Here is a 14,524-nt window from a genome sequence, read left to right as displayed (position 1 = left end):
GAATGGAGACTAACGGAACCGCCGTAGTTCTGGGAGAGAGTGTTCTAATTCCAGGTTAATCCTATCATGACAAGGGTCTGAGCAACTTCTCTTACTATGATTTCCAATCAATATGAGGTGGGGAAAGCCAAATTATGGTCCGTTAGTTTCCATAATCGCGTGGAGGGAAGGAAACGGCAAACTGTCGTGGTAACAAAGGCAAGACGAGACCCCGCAAGGAGCGTAGCGTATGAGGAGGCTCGGCTTGTCTTCCACAACAGGCTTGCCGTTTCACTGACCGCAACAAACTACTCAACAGCAACGGACTCCTCCTAACCAATATCTCATATTCAAGTCTTCAACAATCCTGCCATATTATTGAATAATCCAATACTAAAAAAGAGTTGTTTCACATAAAATATCTACAACATGAACTTACAATGTAATATTCAACAAACCTTTTTCCCTATAACTATGTTTTTCTCAAGTAAAACACGTTTACTCCTCTACATTATAAGGGAAATTGGCTATAATAGAAGTAGAAAGGAGTTGGGAATATGGGAAAAGGAAAATCGCTATTACTTGGATTTGTCGTTGGTGGAGTTGTAAGTGCATCCGCTACCTTACTCTCTGCACCTAAATCTGGTGAACAATTACGCCACCAAGCGAAAAGTTCAAGCACCCGTTTCAAACATACGTTGGAAAACTTAAAAGGCGAAGGCAAAGAGTTAACCGACCAAATTGCACGCACATCCAAAGAAGGTGCAACGTTACTTAAAGATCTATCTGCTGATGTTAAAACCTCCATCGAAAGCTGGAGAAACACGATTGAACCTCACCAGCGAAACATTCAAAAACACCTGAAAGAAATTGAAAAAAGTTTGAAAGAGCTTGAAGATAAAGCGAAAGAAGAGTAAACATTCTTCAAGCACCACTGAATCACTCTAATAAATCCTATCACTTTGTGTGATAGGATTTTTGCATGCTTAAAAAATCCTTCATTAATAAAATTACAACATAAAAATCATTTTACCTTCTTAATTATGGATATCACCTCGTAAAAAAAACCTGCTTAGGGCTTATAAGCCCTAAGCAGGTTTCTATTTAAATTAGAGGTCATTTTTTACGGGTTGATTGTTATTCAGATTTAAGATCTTCGATAGAGCTGATATCCATATATTTTGGAACAACTAGACCGATTTTTGCACCTTTTAGGTTTGGACCAAGATCTTTAAGTTGGTCTTTATAAGAGTCGTAAAGATCGCCGTGAGTTCCTGGTAACCATGCTGCTACCATTCCGTCAGCTTCACCTTCAGCAACTGCTTGCCACATAACACCGTTATCTAACTGCTTAATTGTTGTATCAAAGCCTTGCTCATCAAGAACTGCTTTAATTACGTTAGCAGATGCAATTTCAGATGACCATGCAACATAAGCAATTTTCGCTTCTACACCATCAACTTTTTCAGTACCTTTTGTCCACTCATCAACTTTATCCTGGTTCTCTTTGATCCAGTTTTTCGCTGCTTCTTCTTCAGGTGTACCATTTTCAATTTCAAGCATTACAGATTCCATATCACTTGCTTCCCAGTTGAACTGGTCTAGGATTTTATAAAGGTTTGGCTTTTCTTCTTTAAGTCCTTGGCGAGCCATTGATTTGATTTGCTCTTCTCCCCCGAATACTTTTTTCGGATCTTCAAGATATTTAAGGTCATATTTTGCGAACATCCAGTGTGGAGTCCAACCAGTAACAATAACTGGCTCTTCATCTTCGATAGCGTCACCTAATTTCTGAGTCATTGCCGCACCAGAAGATGTTTGTACTTCCCATCCTTCAAGACCATACTCTTTAACTGATTTCTTAGCAGCTCCAACAACACCAGAACCAGCGTCGATACCAGTGATTGTGTAATCAAGCTGTTCTCCTACAGCAGCTTTCTCACTGCCGCCTTCACTTCCGTCTCCGCTTGTATTACCTTCTGAACCTTCGTCAGATCCACAACCTGCTGCTACTAGGGAAAGTGATAGTCCAGCTACAATCCCTGCGCGTTTAAGATTTAATTTAAACATAATAATTGTTTCTCCCCTTTATTAATAAATATTTTTATAGTGAACTTTTCCTTTTTGAAAAGTACCTAACCATTAGTCACCTTTTTGGGTGTTTAAGCTTTGTGTAAAACGGTCAATAATGATTGCAAGAATTACAATGGAGATACCTGCAACGAATCCTAGACCAACGTTGTTACGCTGAACGGCTTCAATTACCTTTTGACCTAAGCCTTCTGCACCGATCATGGATGCAATTACAACCATGGATAGTGCAAGCATTACTGTTTGGTTAATACCTGCCATGATTGTCTTCTTAGCCATTGGCAGTTGTACTTTAAATAATTTTTGCACACCAGTTGTACCGAATGCGTCAGATGCTTCAATAAGCTCTGTAGATACCTGGCGAATCCCTAAATTTGTAAAGCGCACAGTTGGTGGTACTGCGAAAATTACAGAGGCAAACACACCAGGTACCATTCCGATTCCGAAGAATGCAACGGCTGGAATTAAATAAACAAAGGCTGGCATTGTCTGCATAAAGTCAAGTATAGGAGTAACGATGGCTTGAACGATTCCACTCTTCGCCATCCAAATACCAAATGGAACTCCAATTATTACGGATATTAAACTTGCTGTTATAACAAGTGAGAATGTATCCATTAGGTGTGCCCAGAGCTCTTGGTTTTCAATAAACATAAGCCCGATAACGGCGAAAATAGCTAGTCCAAAACGTTTTCCAGTTGCAAAAAATGCAAGTAATGCAATTAACAAAATGAAAATGACTGGATTGACAAGCTGAAGTGTCTCACTCATCCAATCAATAAAGTTACCTAAATGTTCTTTTATTGGTTCAAAGAAGAATTCAAATGTATCTGTAATCCAATCAGTTAAGTCTCCAACCCACTGCTCAACGGGTATCTTAGAAAAGTTCTCTAGAAAGTTAAGACTCATTGATGGACACCTCACTTCCTGCTAGTGCGCTGATTACGGCTCCGCGTACAATAATTCCTCGCAGTTTGCCATCTTCAACTACTGCAATTGGAACTGGAGAATCATGAATCATATCAAAGATTTCATTCATAGGTGTATCCAGGGAAGCCGTTGGTACGTCTGTTTCCATAATTTCTGTTAGGTCTTTAATATCGTTTTTCTTCGCTTCAGAAGCTTTATCAGCTGTTACATAACCTTTTAAGTTACGGGAGCGATCCGTAACGTAAATGCTAGAAAGTCCTTCTTCTCTCATACGCTCTAACGCAACACGAGGACCATGCTTTTCAATATTTACGGTTTCAGGACGTTTCATAATATTTTGAGCGGAAAGAACCTTCGAACGATCAACATCTTCAACGAATTTCTCTACATAATCATTCGCAGGGTTTACCAGAATATCTTCTGGGGAACCGATTTGTACGATCGAACCATCTTTCATAAGAGCAATACGATCTCCAATACGTAATGCTTCATCTAAATCGTGTGTAATAAATAGAATCGTTTTCTGCATGCGCTCTTGTAAGTCCAATAATTCATCCTGCATTTCTTTACGAATAAGTGGGTCAAGAGCAGAGAATGCTTCGTCCATAAGTAAAACCTCAGGATCATTTGCTAACGCACGTGCTAATCCAACACGCTGCTGCATACCACCTGATAATTGACCAGGTAGCTGATTAATAAAGCTTCCTAGTCCGACAAGCTCTAAAGCTTCTTTCGCTTTTTCGGAGCGTTTGCTTTTATCCATCCCCTGTACTTCAAGTCCAAACTCAGCATTTGATAGGACAGTACGGTGTGGGAATAATGCGAAACGTTGGAATACCATGCTTAATTTTTGACGACGAACTTCACGAAGATCTTGTTTGTTCATCTTTGCAAGGTTCTCTCCATTAATCTTTACAGAACCTTCTGTAGGTTCGATTAATCGGTTAATTAAACGAACTAAGGTAGATTTACCACTACCGGATAATCCCATAATAACGAAAATTTCTCCTTCTTCTACATCAAAGGAGGCACGGTTTACACCAACAGTGTTACCGGTTTTTTGTAAAATTTCTTCTTTCGAGTATCCCTCATCAAGTAACTTTTGTGCTTGTGATGGGTTCTTACCGAAAATCTTGGATAAGTTTTCAACTTGGATGATCGGCACTAAAGTTCACCTCTCTGTAATTTTTTACTAGTACATATGACCTAATGTTTTGTTTGATTTCGTTCAATCAATCACCTTTTATACTATATCTTGTTAATCTATAAAGTACAAACGATAAATACATTTATCTATAAACATTTAGAACGTACAGTTAAAACTGAACAAACTTTAAAAGATAATTGCTTTAAAATGCTCCTTATTCCTCCAAAATGCTACCCATTCTTATATTTTCATTATTTTTTTATTTCATGTATGCTTTTTATAGCAAGTAAGAAGGAGGATCCTTCAATGCCAGATATTGATAATAACGACAACATTATTAGTGAAGTTCAGTATCAAGCAATAACTGAATTTTCTAAAACGTTAGAAATGTTCAGTTTGAATCCTTCTGAAGCACGTTTGTTTGTCACCCTGTATATAGAAGGAAAACCAATGACACTTGATGAAATGAGTGAAGCTCTTGCCAAAAGTAAGACCTCTATGAGTACTGGAGTCCGTAGTCTACTGGATATGAATTTAGTGGAACGGGTTTGGAAAAAAGGGGTTCGCAAGGATTTGTATGCGGCTAATGAAGATCTATTTAATAAATTTATGTCTTCATATGTTTATCGTTGGCTTGACGCTGCTGAACGTCAAAAACAGTCTTTAGAAGAAACAAGGGTTCTCTTAGATAAAGACGAATTTCAGGTTCAAACAGATCAAGCTGAGGATTTAAAGGATAGACTTGATGATATGATTCAATTTCACTGTCTTATTTCGAAAGCGTTTGAAGACATAGATCCAAATAAAGACAAGTGAGTAACAACTTCCTATCATTAATGTTGATGGTTTTGTTATAGTGTTAAAAAGTAAACGCTATATTTGATCCCCGATTCTAAAAAATCGGGGATCAATTCATGTTAAACAAATATTTTTCTAGTAATGTTATCCAATATTTACCCCCTTACAAGTCCGCCAAAACAGTTTTTTTATGATTTTTCTTAAAAAATTGCACATTAACACTTTGTTCTCGTATGTTTTCTTGGCATAATAATGGTGAATGGTATAAATATATAGATAAAATACATCATTTAATATTGGGGGCGGGGAGTGTATGAAGCAAGAATATTCTATTCAGGAGGCATTACTTTATAGCCATAAGATGGCGCAATTAAGTAAAGCCTTGTGGAAAGCTATTGAGAAGGATTGGCAACATTGGATCAAGCCATTCAATCTCAATATAAATGAACATCATATATTATGGATTGCATACCAGCTTAATGGAGCAAGTGTTTCTGAAGTCTCTAAATTTGGCGTTATGCACGTCTCCACAGCATTTAACTTTTCCAAGAAGCTTGAAGAACGTGGCTTATTAACATTTTCTAAAAGAGAGAATGATAAAAGAAATACGTACATTCAATTGACTGAAGAAGGCGATCGCCTATTGCTTGAGACGATGAAATCCTATAATCCAGAAGAAAATTCATTAATTCAAGGTTCAAACCCCTTGAAAAAAATCTATGGAAAAATGCCTGAATTCTTAGAGTTGTATGCGCTTATTCGTGAAATTTATGGTTCAGAATATATGGATATCTTAGAACGATCCATCAATAATATTGAAAGCGACTTCGAACAAGAAGATAAGTTAGCAGCACATATTAGTGAAGATGTTCTTAATCAAAAGTAATCCTCTCTTTGCCTAATTTTCTTTAGCTGTATCATAACCTCTAGAAAACGATTTTCTGCAATAAGGGCATCCATAAGTTCATCAGGGTGTAACTTGGGATTTAATTTCCCTGCGTAATGTATCAGGAGTCCCGTGAAATCGAGCATTCCAGCTTCTTTTTGAGCTTCAAATTCCTCACTGATGTTTGAAAGTAACATGATTAGCTCCTGATATTCTTTTTCCGTTACACCTTTTGCAATTAACATTTTTATAAAAGGATATTTCTCTAACTCTTTCATCTCCATTAATAGTTGTACATAAAAGGTCAACGTTTCTATATCATGGTCCTTTTTCACTATCATGTCCCTCGCTTTTATCTCCATTTTCAAGAGTCTTTCATCACGCGAAATTACGCCTTTCAAAACCCTTTCGATTTTTTTACAGAAACCCTATTGATTTCTTCCACAAAACATCGTATCATTCCATAGAGCCGTTCTTATTTAGCTCGTCATTATGTATAAAATTTTACTACATTGATATAGATATTGTCACAAGTAAGGGGGTTGATGGAGATGAACTTAAACTGCTGGAAATCCTTCAACATCACGAAAGACCTTGGCTCTAATCGCATATATATTTTAAGCCTTATGCTAGGAGTCTTATCGTTTATTTTCTTATATCTACCCTTTGCCATGATTCATCAGAGTCATCAAGTTCAAGATCATGGCATGTTACCCGTAGCGATTGCATTATTTTTGTTGCCAACAATTCATAAGTTAATGCATATGATACCGCTTGTGCTGCTTCATAAGCGCATTCGTGTACGTTGGAAGCTAAAGAAAGGGTTTTTACCTACCTTTTCATACCGCACGTTTTCATCTCTATCAAAGAGAACGTCCATTATTATGGCATTAGCCCCAACGTTACTTTTAACAATCCCTGGACTCATTACAAGCTATGTATTCCCAGGCTACTACGCATATATCATTTTATTTACTTCTGTGAATATTGGATTATCCTTCACAGACTTTATATGTGTAAGACAATTTGTAAGAGCACCAAAACAATGCATTATCGAGAACGTTAAAGATGGTTATGACATTTTAATTGATAAATATAAACAGTAATGTAGACTCTGAAAATACTTCTTAGCTCTATACAACATGTTACGAAGATTGAGTAATGAGCATTCAGGGTAAGTACTTGTTGAATGGATGGAAATAATCCCCTCAACGGGTTAACCCCTATTATAAACAGGAAAAGCACCCAACACAGGGTGCTTTTATATTTCTACAAAACTTATATCTGTTCAATTTTTTCATTTTCTGATACAGTATTTCCATAGGTGCAAAAGGAGGTTCGAATCGTGATAATATTTTTTGTACCATTTGCGCTATTTATTTTATTTGTTTTCAACTCACTGACACATTCATTGTGCCTGAAAACAGAAATGTCTAACGAAAAACAACCCAAAGTATTTCGTACCATTAATATTTTAATTACGATTTTACTGCTTTCTTCATACTTTGAAGTCTTGTACGCATAAAAGTCCTACCTCCACCGGGGTAGGATTTTTATATGTTATTCCTTAAAAGTAAAAAAGGCCGCATACTTCTGTATGCGGCCTTCTTTATTTTACGATCTTAGTACCACCAAGATGCACCTACGATGATTAACAAGATGAACAATACTACGATTAACGCAAAGCCTCCACCATATCCTCTACTCATGAGTACACCCCCTTTACATGCTGACTAAGATATCCTATGCAAAACAACCATTCGCTGAATAGGCAGATGTCTCATTCTTTAAAAAGTTTTCTTACTTTAGGATAAAAGCATAGACGAGATACAGCTTGAAGGTACAGGTTTTAGACATGTGAAAATTTAATAATTTTCCAATTGTCATTGAATGCCCTATTGTTTTATCTCCGAAATATGTTATATTATTTCAAGGATTGGTTTTCAATTCCTAATAAACGAGCTGCTTACGAGCATGCTGTTTATAAAGTCAAATTCTTTAGAGAAGATGGCTTCTGAGAAAAACACATTAGATTAGGAGTGTTTACCTGATGAAACGAATTGCATTGGCAACAGCTTTAACAGCAGGTGTTCTTACATTATCCGCATGCAACCAAAGTTCAGCAGATGAGTCTGAAGTTGTTGTTGAAACAAAGAATGGAAATGTAACTAAGGAAGAATTCTACCAAGAACTGAAGGACCGATATGGCGATAAGCTACTACATGAAATGGTTGTTACAGAAGTTCTTGATGATAAATACGAAGTAACAGAAGAAGAAGTTAAGAAAGAAGTTCAAAAGTATAAAGACCAATACGGAAATAAATTTGGACAAGCTCTTCAACAAATGGGCATGAAAAATGAAAAACAATTTGAAAACGTTATTGAATACAGCCTTTTACAAGAAAAAGCAGCTACAGCAAAAGTTGAAGTAACGGATAAAGAAATCCAACAGCATTATGATCGCATGAAGACAAAAATTGAAGCTAGCCATATCCTTGTAAAAAGCCAAGAAAAAGCACAAGAGATTATGAAAAAGCTTGATAATGGTGCTAAATTCGCTGATCTTGCAAAAGAATATTCTCAAGATCCATCAGGTAAAAATGGTGGTAAGCTAGGTACATTCGGACCTGGTAAGATGGTTCAACCATTTGAGGATGCTGCTTACAGCATGGAAGTTGGCGAGATAAGTAAACCAGTATCATCTCAGTTTGGCATTCACATCATTAAAGTTACAGACAAAATTGAAAACAAAGATGTGAAGCCACTAGAAGAAATTAAAGGTGATATTAAGCGTCAACTTAAGAGCAAAAAGATTGATAAGAACAAAGCTCGCGCTGACATCGACCAATTAATTAAAGACGCAGAAGTAGATATTAAAGATGAAGCATTTAAAGACTTGTTTAAGTCTCCTGAAAAGCAGACTTCATCTTCTAAATAACGAATTAAAAAAGCAAGCGCTGAGGCGCTTGCTTTTTTTTATTATCATGAACTTCTTGTAGACCTCGCTTCTTGGATTCGATCCATGTATACTTTCCCTTCACGCTCAATGTATTCTTGCTCCTGCTTGTAGTCCTCACGTATTGCTCGTAGTGCCATGTATCCACAAAATATAATCAAAAGAACGAGTGCAATAGTCCACAGCGGAATACCTGCAACCATGGAATAACCTCCCTTATATTACCTGGTTTGTACAAGCATATGTGATGAATGAGGTGAATATGACTTATTTACTAATACTCATGGGATGAACAAGGGCTTATTCAGTTATATGGCAGTTATGTTGAATAACTGTTTTCATGAGAGAGGTGGTTCCCTTGCGTTTGTGGAGTGCGGCGGGCTGTGGAACGGGTTGCTTTCCTGCGGACGAACTATCGAGCCTCCTCAGTCACTCTGTTCCCTGCGGGGTCTCGCTAGCCCGTTTGACCGCTGGAGTCAACCCGTTCCACAGCCCACCTAAGCCGAATGGTGATGAACGGAACCGCAGCGATCGTATAGTTTTCTGCATTGGATTATTTAAATCATGTATGCACCAAAGTGATCTAAACACTTATATGCAGGGGGGGTTTAGTATCTTAATTACATATTCCTTAAACAAAGAATTAGATGATCTCAGCCATGGGTCCGTTAATCTCCATATCAGCAAAGGGGTGAGGGAAACGGCAAACTCCCGCGGTAGAAAGGGCAGATGAGACCCCGCAAGGAGCGTAGCGTATGAGGAGGCTCAGCTGGTCTTCCGCAGGAGTATTGCCGTTTCACTGAACCCCTACCTCTCTCAAAAGCAACGGACTGCTCTCAACTTATCTCGATTCCAAGTCATCCACATAAGGGGCTTATGTTGAACAACCATACAAAAAAGAGCTTGGGATCCCCAAGCTCTTCAAATAACTTACTCATCATGTTCATTTGTAAATAACGGCTTATAAAAACTACGGTTATCCATAGCAAAGAGACGGTCTGTAAATTCTCCTGGTTGAACCTTGTCCAATGCGCGGTTCAGCATATTCATCTTAGCATCCACTAGATCAATGAGATGTAAGAGCTCCGCTTCACGGATCAAAGGTGGCTTAGGACTTCCCCACTCAGCCTTCCCATGGTGGCTTAAGACCATGTGTTGAAGCATCGTAACCTCTTCTCCTTCAATCCCTAATTCTTTCGCTACCCCACCGATCTCATCAACCATCATCGGGATATGACCGATTAATTTCCCTTCAAGCGTATAGGAAGGTGTAGCTGCTCCTGATAATTCTTTTAGCTTTCCTAAATCATGGAGAATGATTCCAGCATACAAAAGATCGAGGTCGATATCAGGATATAATTCCTTTAGCTGCTTAGCCAGGTTAAGCATTGATACAACGTGATGAGCTAAGCCAGATATGTATTCATGATGATTTTTCACCGCAGCAGGATAGGTTAAAAAAGCTTCCTGATAGGTTTTCACAAAGTGTCTTGTCATACGCTGCAGATTTGGGTTTTTCATTTCAAATATGGCTTCTGTTAAACGTTCAATCAAGTCTTCCTTTGGCACTGGTGCCGTTTCGAGAAAATCTGATTGATCTACACCATCCGTAGGCTGTGCTGGACGAATGGATTGAATTTTTAATTGTGGACGCCCACGATATTGACTGACCTCTCCAGTAATCTTGGCAATCTCTTCAGCCACAAAGGTGTGTTCATCTTCTTTGGTAGCCTCCCATAACTTTGCTTCGATTTCGCCAGAAGCATCCTTCAATATTAAGGTTAAAAATGGCTTACCGTTACTGGCTACACCTTTTGTAGAAGACTTAATAAGTAAGAAGTTATCAAAAGGTTCTCCTATGGCATGATGACCAATTCCATTTTTCATGATTCTACCTCCCCCTTTTTCTTTTATCATATCAGATGGCCCGATAGGTGTCTTTTCATCTTCATCTCTTGATCAAAATATCCAGAAATTAAAGAAAACTTGCCGATTGGCAAGCCTTTAAGGCGCAGACAGAGGCTTAGTTGCGCTTATACTTCATACTTTCAAAATTTTCACTACGTCGAATTTCCCCGTTGCTAAAATTTTATACTTTCTTAAGGTGTAAAAAATTAGAGCGTGATCAACACGCTCTAATTTTAATTAATCCTTTGGTACATATTTAAATATTTCTCCGGACTCCACTACACGAATAAATTTCATCAGCCAACGATAATAATTTTGCGCATAATGAAGACGATCGATGTCACGCTGAATTTTTCCTTTCAGCTCCTCATCGTCGGTTGAATCAGCGATAGATTGAAGTTCTGCAATAGCTTCATCCGCTTCTTCTATGTTTGTTTCTGTGTGATGACGCCAGCGATTTCCGAATAATGAGGTAAAGGATTTATACCAATCTTCCTCCGACTTATATAAATCTTTACGAACACCTTTCCGGAACGCTGGTTCAACCATTTTCATTTCGGATAGCGTTCTTACCCCAGTAGACATGCTCGTCTTGCTCATCTCTAAAGCATCACGCATATTATCTAATGTCATGGGTTGATCGGAAAAATACAATGCACCATATAAGCGACCAACTGATGATGTGATCCCATATAGGTTCATGTTTTTAGCAATCACCTGTATAAACTTTTCGATTGTTTCTTCATATTCTGCCCATTCTTGTTCTTTATCTACCAATGGACGACCCTCCACTAGCTTTATTCGACATGCACCTAGGATATTCTATCACTATTATTCCAAATGTGCGAGGTCATGGCAAATAAAAACTGATTTTTTTATATAAATTTTTTGTACTGTCCTCATTTAACGCTTCAGATTCAAGAGGACATGTTAAGTAAAGGACTTGTTGTGATGCTGAAATTTCACCTAACAATTGAATCATTTCATGCTTTCTTAGCCTATCAAAGTTTACAAAAGCATCATCTATGATAAAAGGTAAAGGATGATGTTCACTAATGACTCGACTCAAGGCAAGGCGTAATGATACATATAATTGCTCTTTCGTTCCTTGAGACAACTCATTAGCTTCATAATGATACCCATCTTTAGATTCTACAACAAAAGATTGATTCTGTTTAGGGGGAAATACACGAATATATGCTTCTTTTGTTAGGATGTTAAAAAAGTGATTACAATATTCAATAACGAGTGGCATTCGTTCTTGTTGAAAGATGGCTTTCGTTTTTTGGAGTGTAGCATATGCGACTTGATGAATCGCCCATTCTTTTGCTTGCTCTCTTAACCGATTTTTCTCAAGTATAAAGCGGTGGCGAACAGATGAGTAAGATTCGTTTTCTTCTAATCGTTTTAGGATCGATTTTACATCAGCCCACTCTTGACGATTCACTTCCAGCTTTTCATTTAAACGCTCTAACTCATTGTGCAACTGTTCTCGTTCTTCCGTTAGATCTTTTTCATCTAGTGCTTGCTCTAACACGTGTTGAACAAGAGCATCTTCTACAAAGACGAAAGCTATTTGTTGTTTATTTTGCTCTACCTTTTGTTGGAGTTCTAAGACATGTTCATGCTTTTTACCTTTTCTTAAATAGGCTTCTTCATCTTCTACATCAGCGATTGCAAACAGGTGATTCATTTCTTTTTGAATCGGCTCCAGTTTTTGCTTCCATTCTTGCTCTTGATTGCGATTTGCTTCTAGTCTCTCTTGTATGCTCTGTTTTTGCTCCTCAACCTTTTCATATCGGTTAATGTACTCAAACAATGCTTCTATTATAGAACGCACTTCCCGTTTATGGTCCATTTCTAACCTATCTCCAACAGAACATACATGCTTTTCAAATTCAAGAACCTGTTCTTGTTTTTGATTGCATTTATCCTCTTTATTTTTCCAATCTTTTATTTCTTGTTGTAGTTGATTAAGTCGCTGATATGTTTTAGGCCAATAAACAAATGCTATATTCTCAAGGAAGTCAAACTGATGCATTTGCTCTTCTATTCGCTCCTCTAGACGATTCTTTCTTTGTTGGAGTGTTCGCATCCATTCTTCATTTTGAATCTCTTCACGTTGAAGTTGTTGCATGACTTGCTTTACGTGTTCAAGTTCACTTAAAGCCTCTTCATGTCTATTTATTTCATGTTGGAACTTTTGTATTTCTTCATCTGTGTACTGCTGTTTATCCTGGTAAAAAGTTAGATCAAAACTAGATTGTACAGAAGCTACAGATTGTTTTACCAACCGAGCTCCTAGAATACTGAACACCATAAATAATAAGGCTATTCCTGCAATCCAACCATTAGAGAACATCACACTAAGAACAATTCCAACTAAAAAAACGATGCTACCTGCTAGCAAGAATTGTTTTGCAGATTGTTCACGCTTTTTCTGTTGTTGTTCCATCTGAACTGCTTGTTTTTCACGTTCTTCTTTTTGCTGCTCAGATAATTTCTGTTTCAACTTCTGCTCTTTGTCTTCCTCTACCCTATCTTTATACTGCTGATACCTATCATCTGATAAGGTTTGTGTGGATAATCTTTGTATATCCTCTTCCGTCTGTATCTTTTGTTCCTTAAGACCGTTTAATTGATCCTGACTACTTTCTAGATCACCTTGTAACTGTTTATGCTCTTCCACAAGGTTTTCCCAAAGTTCTTGTGTGTAAAACGGAAGATGAAGATCGTCCAGTTGATCAAAATCTAACCCTATTCCAAGACCTTGAATAGCTTCTTGGATTCGATGCTTGTCTTGCTCTAACTCTTTTTTAGCCTGATCATATTCCTCGCTTTGAATCTCATACCATTCTGCTTTATTGGTAACGCTTTTGGCAAGTTTAATTTTCTCTACATTAAAATTCGGAATTTCCTCAAGTTTCTGTTCATCCTGCTTTCTTGCATTCTCTAACACATTCAGCTCACTCTGAAATGGAAGCATTTGATCCTTTAAATGATAATAACGCTCTAAGCCATCTTCAGGAAAGGAGATCGGTTGTTCATATTGAGCTAATTTTTTCTCTGCATCTTGATAGGCATGCACATACGATATAACCTGCAAGAGCTTTTCGATATAAGACAATCTCTTCCTATTCTCGACTTGTGCTACCTGAAGCTCTTGCACTTCTTTTTCTAAACGTTGCTCTTGATCCTTATAGGTTTGATAGGATTGTTCTTCTTCTTTTAATTGTTGATATTCTTTTTCTAGCTGCTTTACTTTTTGCAATTGTTGATTAATCTCTGGATTCTTTCCGCGCTTTTTAAAAAGCTGATCTAACTGTTTTTCTAATTGTTTTTCCGTATCATAAATTTGTTTAGACCCTGTCATTCCTATGCCAAATAAAACATTACCGATATCATCCTCTTGCAGGGATTGAATATCTTGAAGACTTTTTAATCCGAATGAAAAAATGGATTCATATGTACTGCGGTCTATTCCATTTAAAAGTTGTTTTAAGTAGGATTCACCCGCTTCTTCTCCACTCTGAAAGATACAACGAGCTTCGCCATTTTTCTTGGTAGCAACACGCTCAATCGTGACTCTTCCTTCATAAGGCACAGATAGATGAAGCCTTCCCCCAACTGATCCTCCTGTTTTAGGTTCAAATGGCTTCCATTTACGAGGAGGGAGATCAAATAATATGTATAATATAAACTCGTGAAGTGTGGATTTACCAGCTTCATTTTCCCCATAAAGAATCGTAAGTCCTTCTTCTTCAAATGAAATCGTTTGGTTTTGCCATTTTCCAAAACCGAATATTTCTGCTGATAACAGTTTCAACGT

Annotated in this window: 15 protein-coding genes; 6 read left to right on the top strand and 9 right to left on the bottom strand. The window is 37.5% G+C overall.

The annotated features are described in order from the left end of the window. Positions 1-536: 536 nt before the first annotated feature. Complete coding sequence (locus tag H514_RS0111705) at positions 537-896, top strand: YtxH domain-containing protein (RefSeq protein WP_027447133.1); 360 nt, start codon at positions 537-539, stop codon at positions 894-896. A gap of 220 nt (positions 897-1,116) precedes the next feature. Here the strand turns inward: H514_RS0111705 and H514_RS0111700 are convergent, their stop codons facing one another. From H514_RS0111700 to H514_RS0111690, 3 genes are all read right to left on the bottom strand, one after another. Continuing rightward, entirely contained in the window at positions 1,117-2,049 is a 933-nt protein-coding gene (locus tag H514_RS0111700) for a glycine betaine ABC transporter substrate-binding protein (protein ID WP_027447132.1), read from the bottom strand. 72 nt (positions 2,050-2,121) lie between these two features. Continuing rightward, entirely contained in the window at positions 2,122-2,979 is an 858-nt protein-coding gene (locus H514_RS0111695) for an ABC transporter permease (RefSeq protein WP_027447131.1), read from the bottom strand. Further along, positions 2,969-4,165 (bottom strand): quaternary amine ABC transporter ATP-binding protein, encoded by a 1,197-nt coding sequence (locus H514_RS0111690; protein ID WP_027447130.1) that lies wholly within the window; start codon positions 4,163-4,165, stop codon positions 2,969-2,971. The genes H514_RS0111695 and H514_RS0111690 overlap by 11 nt, the downstream gene beginning before the upstream one ends. A 288-nt stretch (positions 4,166-4,453) precedes the next feature. Between H514_RS0111690 and H514_RS22950 the strand changes: the two genes are divergently transcribed. Next, on the top strand, positions 4,454-4,963 hold the full coding sequence (locus H514_RS22950; RefSeq protein ID WP_036842444.1) for a GbsR/MarR family transcriptional regulator: 510 nt from the start codon (positions 4,454-4,456) through the stop codon (positions 4,961-4,963). A gap of 295 nt (positions 4,964-5,258) precedes the next feature. After that, a complete protein-coding gene (locus H514_RS0111680) occupies positions 5,259-5,831 on the top strand; it encodes an HTH-type transcriptional regulator Hpr (RefSeq protein ID WP_027447128.1) in 573 nt (190 codons plus the stop codon). Here H514_RS0111680 and H514_RS0111675 read toward each other — a convergent pair. Continuing rightward, the gene (locus H514_RS0111675; RefSeq protein ID WP_027447127.1) at positions 5,822-6,172 is read right to left on the bottom strand and encodes a DUF1878 family protein; all 351 of its coding nucleotides are present in this window, start codon (positions 6,170-6,172) and stop codon (positions 5,822-5,824) included. The genes H514_RS0111680 and H514_RS0111675 overlap by 10 nt on opposite strands. Before the next feature lie 210 nt (positions 6,173-6,382). On the opposite strand from H514_RS0111675, the gene H514_RS0111670 reads away from it, so the two are divergent. Together H514_RS0111670 and H514_RS25205 are read left to right on the top strand one after the other, a co-directional pair. After that, complete coding sequence (locus H514_RS0111670) at positions 6,383-6,937, top strand: DUF3267 domain-containing protein (RefSeq protein WP_036842441.1); 555 nt, start codon at positions 6,383-6,385, stop codon at positions 6,935-6,937. Between the two features lie 239 nt (positions 6,938-7,176). Next, positions 7,177-7,356 carry a hypothetical protein gene (locus tag H514_RS25205; RefSeq protein WP_081673003.1) on the top strand — a complete coding sequence of 60 codons (180 nt, stop codon included), beginning with the start codon at positions 7,177-7,179 and terminating at the stop codon, positions 7,354-7,356. Between the two features lie 97 nt (positions 7,357-7,453). Here H514_RS25205 and H514_RS22945 read toward each other — a convergent pair whose 3' ends face one another. Continuing rightward, positions 7,454-7,540 (bottom strand): YjcZ family sporulation protein, encoded by an 87-nt coding sequence (locus H514_RS22945; RefSeq protein ID WP_036842438.1) that lies wholly within the window; start codon positions 7,538-7,540, stop codon positions 7,454-7,456. 341 nt (positions 7,541-7,881) lie between these two features. Between H514_RS22945 and H514_RS0111660 the strand changes: the two genes are divergently transcribed. Next, positions 7,882-8,769, top strand: a complete 888-nt coding sequence (locus tag H514_RS0111660; RefSeq protein WP_027447125.1) for a peptidylprolyl isomerase — start codon at positions 7,882-7,884, stop codon at positions 8,767-8,769. Between the two features lie 44 nt (positions 8,770-8,813). Here H514_RS0111660 and H514_RS24345 read toward each other — a convergent pair whose 3' ends face one another. The 4 genes from H514_RS24345 to H514_RS0111640 all read right to left on the bottom strand — a co-directional run bounded on the left by H514_RS24345 (position 8,814) and on the right by H514_RS0111640 (position 14,521). Continuing rightward, complete coding sequence (locus H514_RS24345) at positions 8,814-8,990, bottom strand: sporulation YhaL family protein (protein WP_081673002.1); 177 nt, start codon at positions 8,988-8,990, stop codon at positions 8,814-8,816. 727 nt (positions 8,991-9,717) lie between these two features. Beyond that, complete coding sequence (gene yhaM / locus H514_RS0111650; RefSeq protein ID WP_027447124.1) at positions 9,718-10,674, bottom strand: 3'-5' exoribonuclease YhaM; 957 nt, start codon at positions 10,672-10,674, stop codon at positions 9,718-9,720. Between the two features lie 258 nt (positions 10,675-10,932). Further along, positions 10,933-11,472, bottom strand: coding sequence for a GbsR/MarR family transcriptional regulator (locus H514_RS0111645; RefSeq protein ID WP_027447123.1), 540 nt, complete (start codon positions 11,470-11,472; stop codon positions 10,933-10,935). 73 nt (positions 11,473-11,545) lie between these two features. Then, the gene (locus tag H514_RS0111640; protein ID WP_027447122.1) at positions 11,546-14,521 is read right to left on the bottom strand and encodes an ATP-binding protein; all 2,976 of its coding nucleotides are present in this window, start codon (positions 14,519-14,521) and stop codon (positions 11,546-11,548) included. Positions 14,522-14,524: the final 3 nt, after the last annotated feature.

This window comes from Pontibacillus marinus BH030004 = DSM 16465, from assembly GCF_000425225.1.
Lineage (GTDB): Bacteria > Bacillota > Bacilli > Bacillales > BH030062 > Pontibacillus > Pontibacillus marinus.
This window is presented reverse-complemented; position numbering and strand designations above follow the sequence as displayed.